This is a genomic window from Gordonia sp. QH-12 (genome assembly GCF_001578675.1).
GTDB lineage: Bacteria > Actinomycetota > Actinomycetes > Mycobacteriales > Mycobacteriaceae > Gordonia > Gordonia sihwensis.
Window position 1 is genome coordinate 50606 of the sequence record NZ_KQ969298.1, and the last position, 19542, is coordinate 70147.

The following is a 19542-nucleotide window of genomic DNA, read 5'->3' on the forward strand; positions in this document are numbered from 1 at the left end:
CTGATCTCCGCAGCACGTCCGTCAGAGTTCGCGGACGCGACCGTCCTGGACGTCCCAACGGCGGTCGACGTGGACGTTCTCCAGCATCCGGCGGTCGTGGGTCACGACCAGCAGTGCGCCGTCGTAGCTGTCGAGCGCTGATTCGAGTTGCTCGATCGCGGCCAGATCGAGGTGGTTGGTCGGCTCGTCGAGCACCAGCACGTTGACGCCGCGGACCTGCAGCAACGCGAGCGCCGCCCGGGTGCGCTCGCCGGGCGAGAGGTCGGCGGTCGGACGCCCCACGTGATCGGCGCGCAGTCCGAACTTCGCCAGCAGCGTCCGCACCTCCTCGGTCGTGGACTCCGGGACCAGTTCCTCGAAGCGGTCCGCGAGCAGCTCCGGTCCGGAGAACTGCGCACGCGCTTGGTCGACCTCACCGATGGCGACATTCGCGCCCAGGGCGGCGGTGCCGGAGTCCGGCTCGATGCGCCCCAGGATCAACCCAAGCAGCGTCGATTTCCCCGCACCGTTGGGACCGGTGATACCGATGCGCTCACCGGCGTTCACCTGCAGTGACACCGGACCCAAGACGAACTCGCCCTGCCGGACGACGGCGTCGTTGAGAGTGGACACCACCGAACTCGACCGCGGCGCCGCTCCGATGGAGTACTCGAGAACCCACTCCTTGCGCGGCTCGACGACCTCTTCGAGGCGCGCGATCCGGCTCTCCATCTGCCGTACCTTCTGCGCCTGCTTCTCACTCGAATCAGTGGCCGCCTTGCGACGCACCTTGTCGTTGTCGGGATTCTTGCGCATCGCGTTCCGCACGCCCTGGCTCGACCACTCCCGCTGCGTCCGAGCCCGTGCCACGAGGTCGGCCTTCTTCTCGGCGTATTCCTCGTAGGCCTCGCGTCGGTGCCGGCGCGCCACTTCCCGTTCCTCCAGGTAGCTCTCGTATCCACCGCCGAAGACGGTGTTCGTGTGCTGTGCCAGGTCGAGTTCCAGGACGCGGGTCACACTTCTCGACAGGAACTCCCGGTCGTGGCTCACAAGGACCACGCCGCCGCGCATGCCGGCGACGACCTCTTCCAGCCGGGCCAGGCCGTCGAGGTCGAGATCGTTGGTGGGTTCGTCGAGAAGGACGATGTCGAAGCGGGAGCACAGCAACGCCGCCAAGCCCACGCGCGCGGCCTGACCTCCGGAGAGACCGGTCATCAGCGCCGACTCGGGTGCGCCGGCGGTCGTGTCGAATCCCAGCTCGGCGAGCACCGCGGGCAGGCGTTCGTCGAGATCCGCAGCTCCGGTCGCGAGCCAATGATCCAGGGCCGCGGAGTAGGCCTCGTCCCCGGTCCCGTCGGCCAGCGCCGCCGCGGCCGCGTCCATCGCGGCCGTCGCCGCCGCGCAACCGGTCCGTCGGGCCACGTATTGGCCCACCGTCTCGCCCGGCACCCGCTCATGCTCCTGAGGCAACCAGCCCACGAAGGCGTCCGACGGCGCCCGCACCACCGTTCCCTCCAGCGGTGCGAGATCACCGGCGAGGATGCGGAGCAGCGTCGTCTTCCCGGCACCGTTGGCGCCGACCACCCCGACCACATCGCCGGGCGCCACCGTGAGGTCGAGATGATCGAACAGCACCCGATGGGCGTACCCACCGGAGACGTCCTTGGCGACGAGCGTTGCGGTCATCGGTCCATCGTCGCATCCGCGGGCGCGCGCTCGACGGGGCGGCTCACGGGTGCTCGTCGGTGGCTCGCGAATCGGTCAACGCCGACGCACCCCACACGGAGACCACCCCGACCACCACCGCGAGCACCGCGAATGCGATGCGCTCGCCGCGGAAGAACGAGGCGACGAGGTCGCTGCCCCACACGCCCGGCGGCAGACTGGTCGTGACCAGCGCGGCGATCATCGTGCCGATCACCGCGGTGCCCACGCTGGTGCCGATCTCCTGCGCGCTGTCGTTGAGCGCGGTGCCGATCGACGTCCGGTTGCTCGGCATCGCTCCGACCAGCGCCACCGCGCAGATCGTCATCACCGTCCGCAGACCGATCGTCAGCGTCACCATGAAGACGGCGATCGCCGGGTAACCGTGGTCGACGGCCCACGCGAGTCCGGCGAGCGAGCCCGCGAGGAATCCGGCGCCGATCACACACGCGATCCGATGACCGAATCTCTTCGCCAGGTACTCCGAGAGCGGGGTCGCGAGAATCATCGTGATGATGAGGGGCAGGTTCGCCAGTCCCGCCCGCATCGGACTCCACCCGTACGCGTACTGGAAGTGCAGAATCAGGCCGAACATCACACCGGCCATCGCGATCGACGTACCCACCTGCGCGATCGCCGCTCCCCGCACGGTGCCGTCGGCGAAGACGCCGAGGTCGAGCATCGGTTCGGGGGTGCGGCGCTCATGCCACACGAAGGCGCCGAGGGCGACCGCCGCCCCGACCGCCGACGCCCATACCGGGCCGGACGTCCAGCCGTGCTCCACACCCGCGGTGAGGGTGTAGCACCCGAGACCGATCGCGAGAATGCTCAGGGCCGCGCCCGGCAGATCGAGACGATCTCCGGTGAGATCCTGCGGATCGTCGGCGGGGACCCCGAGCCGGACACCGATCCACGCGATCAGCGCGATCGGGGCGTTGACCAGGAGAAGCCATTCCCAGCCGACGTGTGCCAGCGCCGTTCCGCCCAGCACCGGACCGAGGATGAAGCCGCTCATGCCGACGACGATCATCAGCGTCATCGCGCGCATGCGGAGCGCCGCGTCGTCGAAGAGGCGGAAGACCAGCGAGTTGGTGATCGGGGCCATCGCGGCAGCGGCGACGCCGAGCAGCGCGCGAAGGGCGATCAGTTCGCCCGTCGAGGAGACTGCGAGAACTCCGAGGCTGATCACGCCGAAGGCGGCGAGCCCGACGAGCAGAACCCGTCGTCGCCCCAGTTTGTCGGCCATCGATCCGGCGGTCAGCAGCAGACCCCCGAAGGTCAGCGAATAGGCGCCCGTGACCCATTGGAGTGCGGTGGTGCCGCTGCCCAGATCACGCCCGATGGTCGGCAGTGCGATCGAGAGCAACGTGTTGTCAACCATCTCGACGAAGAACGCTAGGCACAGCGCGGCCATCGGCATCCAGGCGGCACGGACGGATGTGTAGGTCCGGGATCGTGCGGTCCCGGAGCGCGAGGTCTCGGCGACGTCAGTCATGAGACACCTCCTTATCGAGCGATGTTCGGTTATCGAACCTTGTTCGATACAATAGAACGGCGTTCGATAGGATGCAAGGGAGGAGGATCCATGACTGTTCCCGAGCACGACCGCCCGCAGCGACGAGCAGGCCGCCGCCGCGCTTCCCATTCGATGGACACGGTGATCGGAGAGGCCGTCGCACTGCTCGACGAGTCGGGCGAGTCCGCGCTGACCTTCCGCGCGCTCGCGGCACGCCTGGGCGGCGGCGTCGCAAGCATCTACTGGTACGTCTCGAGCAAGGAGGAACTGCTCGACCGGGCCGCCGACCACGTGCTCGGCGAGGTGCTCACCCGGACCAATGACTTCGACGACACCGACGATCCGATCGCCGACCTCCGGGCGGTGGCGGTCGCGCTGTTCGACACCGTGGTCGACCGGCCCTGGCTGGGCGGATACCTGATGCGCGACACCGGCACCCAGCCCAACGGACTGCAGATGTACGAGCGGCTCGGCCGTCATGTGATGCGGCTGGGCCTCGGGCCGCGAGAGACCTTCCACGGTGTCTCGGCCGTTCTCGGATTCGTCATCGGAACGGCCACCGACCTCGGACAGCAGCCGCCCGCGGCCGTGCTCGACGGCACGATGAGCCGCTCGGAGTACATCGAGCACTTCGCCGACCAGTGGCGATCCCTCGACCCCGATCAGTATCCGTTTATCCACTACACCGTCGACGAGTTCGCCGTGCACGACGACGCCGAGCAGTTCCGCGCCGGCCTCGACCTGCTGCTGTCCGGACTCCGGTTGCAGGCCGGCGGTCGCTGAGACGGTCTGGCGCAGAGACTGTCGGGCGCCAAAGCTGCCCGGATACGACGAAACCCCTCGACCGGAGGAATTCCGGCCGAGGGGTTCCGTGCGGGTATCGGCTAGCTGTAGTCGTAGAAGCCGCGGCCACTCTTGCGGCCGAGACGGCCGGCGTCGACCATGCGGCGCAGCAGTGCCGGCGGCGCGAAGTGCGGCTCGGCGAACTCCGCGTACAGCGACTCGGCGGCGGCCAGGCAGATGTCGAGGCCGACGGTGTCGCAGAGGGTCAACGGGCCCATCGGGTAACCGCAGCCGCCCTTCATCGCGGCGTCGATGTCCTCGGCGCTGGCGTAGCCCGAGTCGTACATCCGGATCGCCTGGCACAGGTACGGGATCAGCAGCGCGTTGACGATGAAGCCCGAGCGGTCGCCGGCCTGCACGGTGGTCTTGCCGAGCACGTTCTTGGCGTAGTCGGTGACCGCGGCGGCGGTCTCCGGCGCGGTGGTGAGCGCGGAGATGATCTCCACCAGCGGCATCACCGGGACCGGGTTGAAGAAGTGGACGCCGACGACGCGCTCGGGACGGCTGGTGGCGGCGGCGATCTTGATGATCGGGATCGACGAGGTGTTGGTGGCGAGGATGGCCTCCGGCTTCACCACGGCGTCGAGCTTGGCGAAGATGTCGTGCTTGATCGACTCGACCTCGGGTGCCGCTTCGATGACCAGTTCGCGGTCGGCGAACTCGTCGACGTCGAGGGTGACCTTCACGCGTGCGATGGCCGCGTCGGCGTCCTCCTGCGAGATCTTGCCCTTGGCGACACCGCGCCCGATCGACTTCGCGATGCGCTCCGCCGCCGCATCGGCGAACTCCTGCTTCGTCTCGAGCACCAGCACGTCGCTGCCGGCCTTCGCGCACACCTCAGCGATGCCAGCTCCCATGGTTCCGCCGCCGATAACGCCGATGAGATTCACAAGTACTCCAAACCGCAGGGCCGCCGCGACGACGGCCGGAACAATACTGTCGACGCACAGCGTAGTTGCCTGCCGCGACGGGACGAGCAGGGGTCCGGATCGGCCTCACTTGCTCATCAGGCGCCGGATGTCGTCGCGGCCGCTCACCACGGTCACCCTGCCGCCCTCACCGGGGTCGGGATCGGGCAACACGCGGTCGGGATCGATCAGGTAGACGTCGTGGCCGTCGAGAGTCAGTCTGCGGACCGCCTCCAGGATCATGCGGCGTCCCACGTCGCCGACCGAACTGACCCGCATGAGGTTGATCGCGACCCGCTTGCGCGTCGGCGGCGCGTCCGCCAACTCCCGGACGATGCGTTCGGCGCCGGCGAAACGGATCTCCCCCTGCAGCGACACCACCTCGACACCCGACGGTCCGTGACCGAACTCGCGGCGACTGCGCACCACCGACGGGCCCGCGGGCGGCACCTCCATCAGGTGCATTCCCATATCGGATGTGAACCGCCGGAACAGGTCGACGCGGCGCACGCTGTTGCCGTGCCGGTCGAGCCGAGGAGAGAAGGTCGCGATGCCGGCCTGACCGGGAAGTGCGCCGATCAGACCACCCGAGACGCCGCTCTTCGCCGGGATCCCGACGCGGGTCATCCAGTCGCCTGCGCCGTCGTACATTCCGCACGTGGCCATGACGCTCAACGTCTGGCGCACCACCGCGGCCGGCACCACCGGCGCACCCGTCACCGGATTGACGCCCCTGTTGGCCAGCGTCGCCGCCATCATCGCCAGATCCTCGACGGTGACCAACAACGAACACTGCCGCGTGTATCCGGCGACGGCCACCAGCGGCCCCTCATCGATGATCTCGTTGGCGCGCAACATGTTCGCCAGCGCCCGGTTGCGGTAGGCGCATGAGATCTCCGACTCGTACACCCGCTGGTCCACACGCAGGCGACGCCCGGCGAAGGCACTGAGCCCGTCCACGATCCGCTCGTTGCGCGCTTCCGGCGTCGCGCCCGGCGGTCGGACGAGGGTGTGCACGGTGATGGCGCCGGCGTTGATCATCGGGTTCAGCGGGCGGCCGGTGCCGGGTTCGAGCGAGAGTTCGTTGAAGGCGTCGCCGGTAGGCTCCACTCCCACTTTCGCGAGGATCTCGTCGAATCCCCGATCGGCCAGGGCGAGCGCGTACACGAACGGTTTGGAGATGGACTGAATGCTGAACTCGACGTCGGCGTCGCCCTGCGAGTAGCGGCGGCCGTCCTCGGTGCAGAACGACACGGCCAGCCGGTCGGGGTCGGCGTCGGCCAGTTCGGGATGTAGTCGGCGGTGGCGCCGGACTGGTCGAACTCGACCGAACCGAGAGCTTCGGCGAGATAGTCGGGAATCGGAGAGCGCACATGCGCAGCGTACGTCGACGCGGCGGTCAGCGCCGCCGCACGGCGTAACGGCAGGCCTCGGCGGGCCGACTCGACCACCAAAGTCCCGGACCCGCCTGCCACGAGCCCATCCAGCACCTAGCGCCCGATCGCACCAGAGATCAGGCGCCGCGGTTCAGGCACGATCGTGCAAAGTGATGTGATAGCCATCAGGGTCCGCGAAGGTGAATGTCCGGCCGAACGGACCATCGATCGGCTCGGACACGATTGTGTGTCCGTCGGCGACCAACGAGTCGTGGATCTCCTGGACGCCAGTGGCATGCAGCCAGATCGCCGCGCCGATTCCCGGCTGCGGTACCGCGTCGAGGTCGGTACCGGCAACGAGGTCACGTAACGCGAACGCGATCGGCGTCGTCTCGAACACCACCGCATGCGGAGGGCCGGCCGGCGAGCGGACCAGGCCTAAGTACTTCTCGTAAAACGCCCGGGAGGCGTCGAGGTCACGGGTCTGCAGCGAGACGAAATCGGGTCCAGTGACAGGCACAGCCACTCCTTCAATGTATGTCAATTTTCTGACACTCAACCGGTATGTCATTATATTGACATGAGTCAAGGGGGTGTAGGGATCGATCTGGAGACCTCCGTCGGCTATGCGTTGAAAGAGGCCTCCAGCGCCCTGCGGGCCGCGATGGAGGAAGTTCTGCGCCCACTCGGCATGAACGTCACCTACTACTCCTGCTTGGAACTACTCGGACAACGACCCGGCCTGTCCAACTCCGAACTCGCTCGCGGCGCGTTCGTGACACGACAAGCAATGAACGTCCTCCTTCAGACACTCGAACGTGACGGATACGTCACCAGAGCCAGCGCCGCACCTACCGGCAGAGCCCTGCCCACACGCCTCACCACCCGCGGACGACGCAGACTGCAGACTGCATCCTCAGCAATCCGCGCAGTGGAGAACCGAATGCTCATAGGCCTCGATGAGGCCGAACGAGCCGCCGTCTTTCGTGCGCTACAGAAGATGACCCAGTCCCTACACGACGCCGCAGGCGGGACTGACCCCTGACGCCGGAGGCCGCATTGGGATGCTCGTCTCGCTCGGCGGCCACTGCCGGCCGGCACCAGCGTCGGACAAGCCGCTACGGGACGATGACAATCCGCCGAGTCTCGCCGGTATCCGTCCATGCCGTCTCGACCTCGCTGAGCGGGACCCGACGAGCGACGGTATCGATCACGGCGCTTGTCGGTTGAGATCCCACAACGGCCGAGCGTTCTCCGCGCTCGAGTGTCAGGTTCCAGGACTGGCCATTCTGAGCACTGCGGAGAGCGAAGGATCGCAGAATGCAGAACCCGCTCGGACCGGGGTCCGAGCGGGTTCTACTCTGTGGAGCTAAGGGGACTCGAACCCCTGACCCCCACACTGCCAGTGTGGTGCGCTACCAGCTGCGCCATAGCCCCGTGTTCACTTGTGCGCACCGGATCGTTTGCCTCTCCGAGTGCGCTAGCTAAGTTACCGCACGCGCATCACCCGGCCAAATCGGCTGGTCGGCGGCACTTGCCGGCCGACGCTACCCGGTGGGCTTCTGGCCCGCGATGATCTTGTCGAGCCATGCGGTGCCGTCCATGATGTTCTCCACCTGCTTGCCGGCCAGCAAGACAGTCGGGGTGGCGACCTGGCCCTCGGTGGAGTTGCTCAGCTGTTGCTTCGACGCGTCCGACATCGCCCGCGCCTCGTCGACCAGTCGTCCGGAGGCGATGCAGTCGCGCGTCGCCGCACCGGCGCCGTCGGCGGCGGCGAGGTCGGCGATCTGCTGATTCGTCAGGTCGTCTCCCGACTTCTCGAACAGCTGCGAGTGCAGCTTCCAGAAGATGTCGCGGCCGTCGTTGCGCGCGACGCACAGGACGGCACCGGCCGACCGCGAGGAGTAGTCGCCCGACCCGGAATCCTTGTCGAGGAAGTTCAGCATGTGGTAGCGCACGCGAATCCTGCCGTCGACGACGGCCTGCTGGATCGCGGCGCCCGACTGCTGCTCGAACTTCTTGCAGTGTTCGCAGTGGAAGTCCTCGAACACGTCGATGGTCTCCGGAGCCGTCTTCTCTCCGACGATGAACGAGGCGTTCTCGGCGAGGACCTTGTCGTCGACCGGCGGATACGTCTTGTGCGTCATCCAGATGAAGCCGCCGATCACCAGCGCTGCGACCACCAGCAGTCCGATCCCGATGAACAGATACGACGACGGGCCGGCGGACTGCGGCTGGTAGTCGGGGTTCTCGCGGGGCTTGTCACCGTTCGTCACGATGTCGACCTTAGCGGGACCCGTCCAGGATCAGCCGAGCACCGAATCGACCAGCGACTGCGCCTCCGACTGCACCTCGGCGAGATGGTCGGCGCCGCGGAACGACTCCGCGTAGATCTTGTACACGTCCTCGGTCCCCGACGGACGCGCCGCGAACCAGGCGTTCTCCGTGGTCACCTTGAGTCCCCCGATCGGCGCGCCGTTGCCCGGTGCCTCGGTGAGGATCGCGGTGATGGGCTCGCCGGCCAGCACGTCGGCGTGCACCTGGTCGGCCGACAGCGCCGCCAGCCGCGCCTTCTGCTCTCGATCGGCCGGCGCATCGATGCGCGCGTAAGCGGACTCACCGTAATTCTCAGCCAGTTCGCGGTACCGCTCCGATGGAGTGCGCCCGGTGACGGCCAGGATCTCGCAGGCGAGCAGATCCATGATGAGGCCGTCCTTGTCCGTCGACCACGGGCGGCCGGCCACCGTCAGAAACGAGGCTCCGGCACTCTCCTCACCGCCGAATGCGATGGTGCCGTCGAGCAGACCGTCGACGAAGTACTTGAATCCGACGGGCACCTCGACGAGCGTGCGGCCCAGACCCGCGGCCACCCGATCGATCAGGGACGACGAGACGAGGGTCTTGCCCACGGCCGCCGCCTCGCTCCATTCCTCACGGTGAGTGAACAGATAGTCGATCGCCACCGCCAGATAGTGGTTCGGGTTCATCAGCCCGGCGTCGGCGGTGACGATGCCGTGCCGGTCGGCGTCCGCGTCGTTGCCGGTGGCGATGTCGTACGACTCTCGCGCCGCGATCAGCGAGGCCATCGCATTGGGTGAGCTGCAGTCCATCCGGATCTTGCCGTCGGTGTCGAGCGTCATGAAACCGAACGCCGGGTCGGTCTTCGGGTTCACCACGGTCATCGAGTCGAGACGGTAGTAGTCCTTGATCTCGCCCCAGTAGGCCACCGATGCCCCGCCGAGTGGGTCGGCGCCGATCCGGACGTCGGCGGCGCGGATCGCGTCCATGTCGACCACCTCGCCGAGCGCCGTGACGTACTCGCCCAGGAAGGGGTAGTCGATCACCCGCTCCGACCGCCGCGCTCGCTCGAAGGGCACCCGCCGGACGCCCGACAGCCCGTCCGCCAGCAGTTCGTTCGCCCGGGCCGCGATCGCCGAGGTGATGTCGGTGTCGGCCGGTCCGCCGCTGGGTGGGTTGTACTTGAATCCGCCGTCGGCGGGCGGGTTGTGCGACGGCGTGACGACGATCCCGTCGGCCACCGCCCCGAGTTCCTCCGAGTTGAACCGCAGGATGGCGCGCGACACCGCGGGCGTCGGCGTGAACTCGTCACCGTCGGCGGTGAACACGGTGACCTCGTTGCCGACGAGCACCTCCAGCGCCGACCGCCACGCGGGCATCGACAGCGCGTGCGTGTCGAAGCCGATGAACACCGGCCCCGTGACGCCCGCCTTCCGCCGGTGTTCGACGATGGCCTGCGTCATCGCCAGCACGTGCGCCTCGTTGAACGCGCCGTCCAGACTCGATCCGCGATGCCCGGACGTGCCGAAGACCACTCGCTGGTCGGGGTTCGCGGGGTCGGGGGTGATGTCGTAGTAGGCGCGTTCGACGGCTGCCACGTCGATGAGGTCGTCTGCGGTCGCGGGCGTTCCTGCTCTCGGGTGTGCCATGCCGTCGATTCTGCCACCGGTTTCTCCGGATAGTCTGGGCGAATGCTGCAGTTGGCGAACATGCTGTTGACACCGGTGCGCGCCGCCGTCCGCGATCCGGAACTGGCCGTTCTCGTGCTCCCCGGCGGAACCGATTTCAGCTACCGGCCCTTCTCCCGAGCTCAGGGCTCGGCGCTGCGGATGTACCCGTTCACCGCGTCGATCCAGATGCGTTTCGGCACGCGGGTCCGCGTCCGTCAGGCGCAGTACCGGGTCTACGGCTGGAACGGCGGACAGGCCAGCCCGATGCCCCACGCCCGGGCCGCTCTCGACCGTCTCGCGGCCGACTACCCGGGCGTCCCGATCGCCGTCATCGGCCATTCGATGGGCGGCCGGATCGCCGCGCAGTTGGGCGACGACGAGCGGGTCACCGACATCCTCGCCCTCGCGCCGTGGTGGCAGTTCGCCGACTGGCGGCAGATCCACCCCGGCGCACGGGTTCGCGCCGTGCACGGCGAGGCCGACACCGTCACGCGGGCCCGGCGCACCGCGAAAGGCATCGCCGAGCTCGCGGCCCGCGGACTCGACGCCGAATACCTCGCGGTGCCCGACGGCGGCCATCCGATGCTCGACCACATCGGGCTCTGGCAGGGCAGCGCCCTGCGGTTCGTCGCCGACGCACTGGCCGCCGACCGTCGCTCGGTCGCGGGCACGACGGCGTAACGTCGGAATCACCACCGGCGAAAGGACACCCACGTGACCGTCTCCATCGCCCGCGTCTACGACGCCCCCGACGACCACCGCGTCTTCGTCGACCGACTGTGGCCGCGCGGAGTGCACAAGGACGACCCTCGCATCGGCCGCTGGCTCAAAGAGGTGGCCCCGTCGAACGATCTGCGCAAGTGGTATCACGCGCACCCCGACGAGTACGACGCGTTCTCCGCACGCTATCGAGCGGAATTGGACGAGCCGGGACCGCAGGCCGACGCGCTCGCCGAACTGGTGCGCCTCGGAACCGACGGCGACCTGGAGCTCGCGACGGCCACCAAGGACCCGTCCACCAGTCACGTCCCGACGATCGTCGCGGCGCTCGCCGACCACGGCGTCCGCTGAGCGAGCGCTGGCCCGCCGAGTCTGGCCGGACCGTCAGTTCGTCAGCATCCCACCGTCCACGGGCAGCGTGAGACCCGAGATGTAACTGCTGGCGTCCGACGCGAGGAAGACCAGCGCGGAGTCGAGTTCCCCCGGATTCCCGATCCGGCCGAACAGCGTGCGCGGAACCACGTACTCGTCCAGGACGCCCTCGGCGAACTCGCCGGTCATCTCCGACTCGAAGTAGCCCGGCGCCAGCGCGTTCACCCGGATGCCCTTGCGGGGAGTCCACTGTTGCGCGAGGTCGCGGGTGAGACCGATGACCGCGGACTTGCTGGCCGAGTACGCGGCCTGCGGCATCAGCACCGAGGTGAGTCCCAGCACGCTCGCGAGGTTGACGATCGAACTGCCCGGCCGCATCACCCGGGCACACGCCTGGGCCATCCAGTACGAGCCGTTGACGTTGATCTCCATCACCCGGCGGAAGTCCTCGGGCTTCTCGCGCAGCGCCGGCGCGGACCAGCCGACGCCGGCATTGTTGACGAGCACATCGACGCGCCCGAACTCGGCCATCGCCGCGTCGACCGCGGCGGTGCACTGCTCGGGGTCGGAGACGTCGGTGGTGACGGCGAGCGCACGCCGTCCCATACCCTCGATCGCGGCCTCGGTGTCGGCGAGGCGGTCCGCGCGCCGCGCGGCCAGGACCACGTCGGCGCCGACGTCGGCGAGCGCCTTCGCGAAGCCGACGCCGAGTCCGCTGGACGCGCCGGTCACGAGGGCGACCCTGCCGTCGAGACGGAAGGTGTCGAGGATTGTCGACATGGCTGTGATCTCCTTGCTCTCAGGTGATTTCGTTCGGGTCGTCGGATAGCAGTCCGACGCCGAGAATGGCGGCACAGGCCTGCGACGCCTTCGCCGCGTCCGGCTCGCGACCGGTGATGAGATTGGTGTAGACGAACGTCTCGGTGATGCGGACGAGGATGAGTGCCAGATCGTCGATCGGCAGCGGCGAGGACATCTCCCCCGCATCGATCTCCGCCTGCACCAGTTCGCGGATCTTGCCGACGATGCGCGGCTGGACGCCACCGGCGTGCGTGGTCATCAGTCGGAGCGCCCGCTCGGGCTCCCGTCGCAGAAACGTTCCGAAATGCACCGAGCCGTTGACGATGGCGGCGAACTCCCCCATCGTTCTCGCGATCTTCTCCGCTCCGCGACCAGGTGCGCGCCGCGCGGCAGCGGCGATCGTCGGCTCGGTGATCGACCAGATGACCTCGGCCAACAAGCCGTCGCGCCCACCCCATCGACGGTAGAGTGTGGTCCGGTTCACACCCACCGTCTGAGCCAGTTCCCCGACCTCGATCCCGCCGTCCGCGATGAAGACCTCACGCGCCGCGTCGAGGACGACCTCCGGATCGATCACCGTCAATCTCCCGCCTCTGCATCATTCGAACGAAATGATGCATAATTTGACTGTAGTTCGGGGAACAATCGATCACGAGAGTGAACCGATTCACATCATCGACATTCCGGTGGCACTGCGCGTGCGAACAGCGTGAAGGAGACAGCACATGGTCCAGACGACGATGCAGCACGGAGATCTGTTGATCTCGGGGTTGGTCGAGTACAGCCGTCGAGTGTTCCCCGAGGCGAAGGTGATCACCTGGACCGGAGAGGGCACCCGTGAGGCCTCGTTCGCCGACATCGGCGACCAGGGCGCACAGATCGCCAACGCGCTGACCAAGCTGGGCGTCGCCAGGGGCGATCGGGTCGCGACCTTCATGTGGAACAACACCGAGCATCAGGCGCTGTACGCGGGCGTGCCGTCGATGGGCGCCGTTCTGCACACCCTGAACCTGCGACTCTCGCCCGAGCAGGCCGTATTCATCATCAATCACGCCGACGACAAGGTGATCTTCGTCGACGCGTCCGTCGCGCCGATGCTGTCGCAGTATCTGGCCGGCACACCCAATGTGAAGCACGTCGTCGTGGCGAACGGCCCCGTCGAGTCGCTGACCGCACCCGAAGGCGTCACCGTGCACGCCTACGACGATTTGATCGCCGGCGAGCCGACGACCTACGACTGGCCGAAGCTCGACGAGACCGACGCCGCCGTCATGTGTTACACCTCGGGTACCACCGGCGACCCGAAGGGAGTCGTCTACTCGCACCGCAGCATCTACCTGCATTCGCTCCTCGGGACGTCGACGAGCGGCATGGGTCTGTCGAATCACGACACGATGCTCGCGATCGTCCCGATGTTCCACGTCATGTCGTGGGGGCTGCCGTACGCGGCGATGATGGCCGGCGCGACCCTGGTGATGCCCGACCGCTTCCTGCAGCCGGAGCCGCTGCTGGCGATGATGGTCGAGACCCGCCCGACGCTCGCCGCCGCGGTGCCGACCATCTGGCAGGGTGTGTCGGCACTGCTCGATGCGAAGCCGCAGGACATCACCCACCTGCGCGAGGTGGTCGTCGGCGGTGCGGCGGTCCCGCCGTCGATGATCACCAAGTTCGACGGTTACGGCGTCAAGATCGTGCACGCCTGGGGCATGACCGAGACCTCCCCGCTGGGGACCATCTCCCGGCCCCCGGCCGGCGTCGAGGACGAGGACGCCGCATTCGCCTATCGGGTCACCCAGGGCCGCTTCCCCGCTCCGGTCGCCGCACGGATCGTCGGCGACGACGGCCAGGAGCAGCCGTGGGACGGCGAGGCTCGCGGTGAACTGGAGGTGTCCGGCCCGTGGATCACCGGCTCGTACTACCAGCCCGACGGCAACGTCGCCGATCCGTCGAAGTTCGACGACGGCTGGCTGCGCACCGGCGACGTCGCGACCATCACACCCGACGGGTACATGACGATCGTCGACCGCGCCAAAGACATCATCAAGACCGGAGGCGAGTGGATCTCGTCGGTGGAACTGGAGAACGTGATCGCGTCGAATCCGGCGGTGGTGGAAGCGACCGTCATCGGCGTCCCGGACGCCAAGTGGGACGAGCGGCCGTTCGTGCTCGCGGTGGTCCGCGATGAAGCGGACGCCGACGTGGAGGCGCACCGCAAGTTCCTCGAGGACCGCATCCCGCGCTGGCAGATCCCCGAGCGGTGGTCGTTCGTCACCGAGGTTCCCAAGACCTCGGTCGGCAAGTTCGACAAGAAGCGCGTCCGTCAGCACTACGCCGACGGCGACTACACGGTGCTCGGCGAGCCCGACGCGTAGACGCCGCCCGCAGGCCACCCGCTCTCGAAGGCCCGACCGTCCACGCGACGGTCGGGCCTTCGAGTGCGCGGCGACCGCCGTCTAGACTCGCCTGAGTGAGCCGCAGGAAGAAGCTGGCGTTGGCGGCGCTCGGCACGATCGCAGCGCTCGTCCTCGGCGGTACCGTGTGGATCCTGGTGGCGGGCGATTTCGCGATCCACGAGGAACGGGTCACGATCGAAGGTCCCCGCGGCGAACTGCACGCGGTGCTCGCGACGCCTGTCAACAGCGAGGGACCGCACGGGCTCGTGGTGTTCGTCCACGGTGACGGACCGGCGAACGCCAGTCGCGACGACACCTACAAGCCGCTCTGGGACGCGTACGCGAAGGCCGGATTCGCAACGCTGTCGTGGGACAAACCGGGGGTCGGCGGCGCGCCCGGAGACTGGCTCGACCAATCGATGCACGACCGTGAGACGGAGGTCGAGGCCGCTGTCTCGTGGGCCTACACGCGCCCCGACATCGATACCACCCGCATCGGCGTCTGGGGCGACGGACAGGCCGGATGGGTGGTGCCCGAGGTGCTCGCGGCGCGCAATGACGTGCGATTCGCCGTCCTGGTGGGGCCGGCGGTCAACTGGCTCCGGCAGCACGAGTTCGCGCTGCGGTCCGACCTGTCCGCACACGGCGCCCCGGCTCCGGAGGCGTCGGCGGAACTGGCACGCCGGGCCCAGCGGGTGCGCCTGTTGGAAGAGGGTGCCGGGTACGCCGCGTACCGGCGTTCCGGGATCGATCCGGAGCCGATGCCCCCCGCGCAGTGGGGGTTCGCCGAACGCAACCTCCGGTCGGATGCGACGGCGTCCCTGCCGCGCATCGCAGTTCCGCTCCTATTGGTGCTCGGGGGCGACGACCGCACCGTCGACGTGGACGAGACCGAGTCCGTCTACCGCCGCACCGTCCGGCCGGATCTGCTGACCGTGAAGCGGTTCGACGACGCCACGCACAGCATCACGCGGGAGGGAATCGAGTACCGAGACGATTTCCGTGTCGCGGCACGCACCAGGTTCGCGCCGTCTTCGGTGTACGCACCGGGCTATTTGGACGCGCTGCGCGTCTTCGCGAAACGGCATTCGCAATGACCACGTAAAGTGGGGATGTAAGCCTCGAATCCCCTTAGAAAGGCGAGATACCTATGGACGCAGCACTGTGGACGGCAATCGTTGAGCATCCTCACGTGTTCGAGCTTCTGAAGACCGTCTTCTCCGGCGTTCAGTAAGCGCCGCTCCGATTCGACGAAGTGCCCCGCCCACGGCGGGGCACTTCGCTTCTCCGGGTCAGGGCAGATCCGCTTTCGCCGCCCGCAGGAACTCGCCGCTCACCTGCACCGCGGGCGCCGAGCTGTCACCGCCGACGACGAGGGTCGCGAAGGCGAGGTCGCCGTCGATGCCGGCGAACCAGCCGTGCGAGTGGGTGTTGTCGCCGAACTCGGCCGTCCCCGTCTTGCCTCCGAGCCCCGGAATGTCGCGCAGGGCGGTCGCCGTGCCGGAACTGACGGTCTCGCGCATCATCGTCCGGAGTGCGGCGGCCGCCGACGCCGAGATCTCCGACGGCCGTGCACTCTCCCCGGTGGCGCGTCCCTGGATCAACGTGGGCGTGACGGTGTGACGCGCGGCGAGGCTCGCTTCCGCGAGCGCCATGCCGAACGGCGAGGCGGTGACCGTGCCCTGCCCGATCCCGTTCTCGACCTTCGCCGCAGTGGTCTTCGCTGCGGGGACCGCGCCTGTCACGCTGGTGAGCCCGGGGATCGTGTAATCGACGCCGAGCCCGAGCGAGCGCGCAGTGTCGGTGAGCGCGGTATCGGACAACTCGGCCGACAGCGCCGCCATCGTCGTATTGCACGAGCGCGAGAACGCGGTGTGCAGCGGCACGGCACCGAGATCGAACTCGTTCTCGTTCGGAATGACGCGATCGCCGATCCGCTTCTTTCCGGGACACGGCAGTATCGCATCGGGCTTCGTGACGCCGGCATCGAGTGCGGCCAGCGTGGTGACCGTCTTGAACGTGGAGCCCGGCGGGTACAGACCGCTCAACGCCACCGGCCCCTGCCGGTCGGCTCCCTCGTTCTGCGCCACCGCCAGGATCCCTCCGGTCGACGGCCGGATCGCGACCAGCATCGTCGGGCGACGCGAAGTGGCGACCGCGGCATTCGCCGCACGCTGGAGGGTGACGTCGAGAGTGGTCTCCACCCGCTCGGGAGTCCGGCCGTCGAATGTCTTCACGCGCCCGATCGGGTTCCCCTCGGCGTCGGCGATCGCCACGGTGGCGCCGGCCGCCGCGTCGATCGATTTCCGCCACTGCTCCTCGAGGCCGGCGACCGCGGGAGAGCGCAGGTCCTTCGACGCGGTGAGCAGGCGTCCCTCCTTGCGGACTGTGACGCCGGGAATGGAAGCGAGGTCCCCGGCCTTCTTCGCGTCCGCGGCGCGCAGTGTCACGATCGTGGTCGGTTCCTTCTTTCCTTTGACGTCTGCGCGAACGGATGCTGCGGTGACCGTCGGCGCCACCGGCCGCAGTCGCGCGGCGAGTGCCTCCGCAGACCCGGACCGATCCGGGGCGAGCGAGACCACCGTGACCTCCTGCCAGGTGAGGAGGTCGCGACCGGACCGGTCGACGACCGGGACGTCGTAGGTCTTGTCATCGCTGTAGAGCAGACGAGCGCCGAGCTTGAGGTCTCGATGAATCAGCTGCGGCGTCCAGCGGACTTTGCCGCCCGTCTCCGCGACCGATGTGGTGTAGTCGACGGTCCGGCCGTGCGGCAGCGACCACGACCAGTTCAGTTCGTCGTCGTCCTCGCCGCCGACACTCACGTGAACCTTGGCCTCGCCCATCCCGTCGAAGCTGGCTGTGAACGCCTTCTCGGCCGACGCCGGATCGTCGGTCACCGAGGCGGCGGCGGTCATGTCGCGGCTGTTCAGCGCGTCCGCCAGCCGCTGAGCCGGCGACGGGTCACTTCCGCACGCTGTGGCGAGCGCGACGAGCAGGATGAGGACGACGCCCACGGCGATTCTGCGCATCTCTCCAGTCAACCGAGACACGGCCCGGCAGAGCAACTCGCACGTGGCCACCGGCACTGTCTTCTCGACCACACCGTCGCCGACCTGCAAGAACCCGTCCCCGTCAGGCGGATCCTCCGCCGGTCGAGTCCGCTCCTCTCCGACCGGCGCCGCGGCCCCGGCCCGATTCCCATACGCACCGAGCTGTGTACCGAGACCGCGAACAGCCGCGGCGGTCAGTATCAGGGCGAATACCGACAGCGACGAGAGTTGCACTGCGCCTGCGGCCCCAGTCCGGTGGTAGAGAGCCCACAGGACCAGTACACCTCCGACGACCGGCGCCGCGACCGCGATCACGCCGACGAGCAGACGGCGACTGAGCACGGCCTGCACCACTCCCGCAGCCACCGTGACTGCCAGTGCGATCAGCGAGATCAGCATCAGCGCATTCGGTGCGGCGGTGTCGACGTTCCTCGTCGCGATCGCATCGGTGAGCGGCGTGTACGCGGTCCATCCACCGCCGACCCGCAGGGAAGCCGACGAAATCGCGCGATGTCCCCGCGACCGGCTCTCCCATCTCTCCCACGAGACGAGCGACGACGAATACCCACCAGCTCGCGGTCCCGATCCACTTCGTGATCTGCATCAACGCAGCCTAGCGATCTGCCGGATATGAGCTGCCGGATATGAGTAAGGCCCCCGGTCGGTGACGACCGGGGGCCTTACCTCGTGGAGCCGCCGGGAATTGAACCCGGGTCCTCCGTCACTTCAGTGGGGCTTCTCCGTGTGCAGTCCGCTGTGTCTCTACTCGGATCTCCCGGTCTCGCGAACAAGCCGGGATGACGATCCCAGTCGCTGTTGGATGTCCTGCCGACGCCCGCGACCGGCGGCGACAGTGAGTTCCCTAGCTGATGCCGGCATCCGGTTCCGGGAACTTAGAACCGGGCCGACAGACTAGCCTCGCTGATCAGGCAGCGAGAGCGTAGTCGCGCTGATTGGAATCGGCGCTTAATTGGTTGCTGCGACGCTTACGGTGGTCTCTAGCCTGCACCGACACGCTTCCCCCACCTCGATGCACGTAGTCGAAACCGATCGGCCCCGAGGGGGTGCCCTCCAGATTTTGGCGGACACCTAATCATAACCAACGGAGACGACAGAATCATCCCGGTATTCGTCGCGACGTCATTCGGGTCGCTCAGCCGATCCGCAGCAGTGCCGCGTCGCCCGCTCCTACCCGAATGGTGAGTTCCCCGTCCTCGGCCTTGATGCGGCGTCCGGACCAGACCTCACGCGCCGGAACCACGTCGTCGCCGGCCAGGCCGAGATCGGCGATCGGGATCGACATGTCGCGGCCGACGGGTCCGGTGTTGGTGAACGACACCAGCAGTCCCCGCTCCCCGATCGCCCGCGAGTACGTCTCGGGATCGCCGTTCACCTCGGCGCCCGGTGCCGCACGGCGATCGCGGACCAACTCACCGATCTCCGGGTTCCGGAGCATCTCGACCGTGCCACGGGGCACGGCGGGCAGATCTCCGGTCACCACCAGGGGCTCGGCCCTCATCACCCGCCGCGTCACCGCCGTCCGGAGCCCGGACGGAGTAGCGGCCGCGGCGTCGACGGCCGTGCGTCGCTGCGCGGACGGGAGCGGATGCATGTGCAGTCCGAGCGAGGCCAGATCGGCGCGAACGCCCGAGTCGGCGTCGATCCGGGCGCGATCCTCGTCATTGCAATCGATGAACAACTCGCGGAACCCCACGTCGCGCAGACCGGTGCGCACCACAGCGTCGGCTTGAGCCCGCACCCGATCTGGCGCGCACGAATGGTCGGCGACGAGCCAGCCCACCTCGGGAACCGCTTGCGCCTGCGGTGCCCGGTCGGCGCAGCCCGCGGCCGTGAGCGCCGCGACCACAAGCGTCAGCGCGATGCCGGAGAGTCTGCGCGGAACCGCCAACCG

At 68.1% G+C, this 19542-nt stretch carries 17 protein-coding genes, 1 tRNA gene and 1 other RNA gene; 6 read left to right on the plus strand and 13 right to left on the minus strand.

Annotated elements, in window-relative coordinates; all coding sequences use genetic code 11:
* Positions 1–21: 21 nt before the first annotated feature.
* Together Y710_RS14785 and Y710_RS14790 are read right to left on the minus strand one after the other, a co-directional pair.
* A complete protein-coding gene (locus Y710_RS14785; RefSeq protein ID WP_062367794.1) occupies positions 22–1665 on the minus strand; it encodes an ABC-F family ATP-binding cassette domain-containing protein in 1644 nt (547 codons plus the stop codon).
* Between the two features lie 43 nt (positions 1666–1708).
* Positions 1709–3178, minus strand: a complete 1470-nt coding sequence (locus tag Y710_RS14790) for an MFS transporter (protein WP_062367795.1) — start codon at positions 3176–3178, stop codon at positions 1709–1711.
* Between the two features lie 90 nt (positions 3179–3268).
* Here Y710_RS14790 and Y710_RS14795 point away from each other — a divergent pair, with 90 nt between their 5' ends.
* Positions 3269–3982: a TetR/AcrR family transcriptional regulator gene (locus tag Y710_RS14795; RefSeq protein WP_082781335.1), complete on the plus strand. Its 714-nt coding sequence runs from the start codon at positions 3269–3271 to the stop codon at positions 3980–3982.
* Positions 3983–4083: 101 nt separating this feature from the next.
* Here the strand turns inward: Y710_RS14795 and Y710_RS14800 are convergent, their stop codons facing one another.
* From Y710_RS14800 to Y710_RS14810, 3 genes are all read right to left on the minus strand, one after another.
* Positions 4084–4932 (minus strand): 3-hydroxybutyryl-CoA dehydrogenase, encoded by an 849-nt coding sequence (locus Y710_RS14800; protein WP_006898273.1) that lies wholly within the window; start codon positions 4930–4932, stop codon positions 4084–4086.
* Positions 4933–5037: 105 nt separating this feature from the next.
* Positions 5038–6204: a glutaminase gene (locus Y710_RS14805; RefSeq protein ID WP_331709907.1), complete on the minus strand. Its 1167-nt coding sequence runs from the start codon at positions 6202–6204 to the stop codon at positions 5038–5040.
* A 273-nt stretch (positions 6205–6477) separates the two neighbouring features.
* On the minus strand, positions 6478–6846 hold the full coding sequence (locus Y710_RS14810) for a VOC family protein (RefSeq protein WP_006898276.1): 369 nt from the start codon (positions 6844–6846) through the stop codon (positions 6478–6480).
* Positions 6847–6906: 60 nt separating this feature from the next.
* Here Y710_RS14810 and Y710_RS14815 point away from each other — a divergent pair, with 60 nt between their 5' ends.
* Positions 6907–7371, plus strand: coding sequence for a MarR family winged helix-turn-helix transcriptional regulator (locus Y710_RS14815; RefSeq protein ID WP_062367797.1), 465 nt, complete (start codon positions 6907–6909; stop codon positions 7369–7371).
* 319 nt (positions 7372–7690) lie between these two features.
* On the opposite strand, the gene Y710_RS14820 is transcribed toward Y710_RS14815, so the two are convergent.
* From Y710_RS14820 to pgm, 3 genes are all read right to left on the minus strand, one after another.
* Positions 7691–7763 (minus strand) — tRNA-Ala (locus tag Y710_RS14820).
* 110 nt (positions 7764–7873) lie between these two features.
* Positions 7874–8602: a DsbA family protein gene (locus tag Y710_RS14825; RefSeq protein ID WP_062367798.1), complete on the minus strand. Its 729-nt coding sequence runs from the start codon at positions 8600–8602 to the stop codon at positions 7874–7876.
* A gap of 30 nt (positions 8603–8632) precedes the next feature.
* Positions 8633–10273, minus strand: a complete 1641-nt coding sequence (gene pgm / locus Y710_RS14830) for a phosphoglucomutase (alpha-D-glucose-1,6-bisphosphate-dependent) (RefSeq protein WP_062367799.1) — start codon at positions 10271–10273, stop codon at positions 8633–8635.
* A 42-nt stretch (positions 10274–10315) separates the two neighbouring features.
* Here pgm and Y710_RS14835 point away from each other — a divergent pair, with 42 nt between their 5' ends.
* Together Y710_RS14835 and Y710_RS14840 are read left to right on the plus strand one after the other, a co-directional pair.
* Positions 10316–10975, plus strand: a complete 660-nt coding sequence (locus Y710_RS14835; RefSeq protein ID WP_062367800.1) for an alpha/beta hydrolase — start codon at positions 10316–10318, stop codon at positions 10973–10975.
* Between the two features lie 33 nt (positions 10976–11008).
* Positions 11009–11365, plus strand: coding sequence for a DUF488 domain-containing protein (locus Y710_RS14840; RefSeq protein WP_062367801.1), 357 nt, complete (start codon positions 11009–11011; stop codon positions 11363–11365).
* A 33-nt stretch (positions 11366–11398) separates the two neighbouring features.
* Here Y710_RS14840 and Y710_RS14845 read toward each other — a convergent pair whose 3' ends face one another.
* Together Y710_RS14845 and Y710_RS14850 are read right to left on the minus strand one after the other, a co-directional pair.
* Positions 11399–12166 carry an SDR family NAD(P)-dependent oxidoreductase gene (locus tag Y710_RS14845; protein WP_045538586.1) on the minus strand — a complete coding sequence of 256 codons (768 nt, stop codon included), beginning with the start codon at positions 12164–12166 and terminating at the stop codon, positions 11399–11401.
* A 19-nt stretch (positions 12167–12185) separates the two neighbouring features.
* Complete coding sequence (locus Y710_RS14850; RefSeq protein ID WP_006898296.1) at positions 12186–12764, minus strand: TetR/AcrR family transcriptional regulator; 579 nt, start codon at positions 12762–12764, stop codon at positions 12186–12188.
* A gap of 148 nt (positions 12765–12912) precedes the next feature.
* Between Y710_RS14850 and Y710_RS14855 the strand changes: the two genes are divergently transcribed.
* On the plus strand, positions 12913–14559 hold the full coding sequence (locus Y710_RS14855; protein ID WP_062367802.1) for a long-chain fatty acid--CoA ligase: 1647 nt from the start codon (positions 12913–12915) through the stop codon (positions 14557–14559).
* Between the two features lie 95 nt (positions 14560–14654).
* Positions 14655–15677: an alpha/beta hydrolase family protein gene (locus tag Y710_RS14860; RefSeq protein ID WP_231875756.1), complete on the plus strand. Its 1023-nt coding sequence runs from the start codon at positions 14655–14657 to the stop codon at positions 15675–15677.
* 195 nt (positions 15678–15872) lie between these two features.
* Here Y710_RS14860 and Y710_RS14865 read toward each other — a convergent pair whose 3' ends face one another.
* The 3 genes from Y710_RS14865 to Y710_RS14875 form a co-directional block, all read right to left on the minus strand.
* On the minus strand, positions 15873–17609 hold the full coding sequence (locus Y710_RS14865; RefSeq protein WP_062367811.1) for a penicillin-binding transpeptidase domain-containing protein: 1737 nt from the start codon (positions 17607–17609) through the stop codon (positions 15873–15875).
* Positions 17610–18315: 706 nt separating this feature from the next.
* Positions 18316–18688, minus strand: a transfer-messenger RNA (tmRNA) gene (gene ssrA, locus Y710_RS14870).
* Between the two features lie 95 nt (positions 18689–18783).
* Positions 18784–19539 carry an alpha-amylase family protein gene (locus Y710_RS14875; RefSeq protein WP_062367803.1) on the minus strand — a complete coding sequence of 252 codons (756 nt, stop codon included), beginning with the start codon at positions 19537–19539 and terminating at the stop codon, positions 18784–18786.
* Between the last annotated feature and the right edge of the window lie 3 nt (positions 19540–19542).

Coding starts and splice junctions, on each gene's coding strand:
- Y710_RS14795 (WP_082781335.1), top strand. CDS start 3,269: ATGACTGTTCCCGAGCACGACCGCCCGCAGCGACGAGCAGGCCGCCGC.
- Y710_RS14790 (WP_062367795.1), bottom strand. CDS start 3,178: ATGACTGACGTCGCCGAGACCTCGCGCTCCGGGACCGCACGATCCCGG.
- Y710_RS14835 (WP_062367800.1), top strand. CDS start 10,316: ATGCTGCAGTTGGCGAACATGCTGTTGACACCGGTGCGCGCCGCCGTC.
- Y710_RS14785 (WP_062367794.1), bottom strand. CDS start 1,665: ATGACCGCAACGCTCGTCGCCAAGGACGTCTCCGGTGGGTACGCCCAT.
- Y710_RS14865 (WP_062367811.1), bottom strand. CDS start 17,609: ATGCGCAGAATCGCCGTGGGCGTCGTCCTCATCCTGCTCGTCGCGCTC.
- Y710_RS14855 (WP_062367802.1), top strand. CDS start 12,913: ATGGTCCAGACGACGATGCAGCACGGAGATCTGTTGATCTCGGGGTTG.
- Y710_RS14815 (WP_062367797.1), top strand. CDS start 6,907: ATGAGTCAAGGGGGTGTAGGGATCGATCTGGAGACCTCCGTCGGCTAT.
- pgm (WP_062367799.1), bottom strand. CDS start 10,273: ATGGCACACCCGAGAGCAGGAACGCCCGCGACCGCAGACGACCTCATC.
- Y710_RS14845 (WP_045538586.1), bottom strand. CDS start 12,166: ATGTCGACAATCCTCGACACCTTCCGTCTCGACGGCAGGGTCGCCCTC.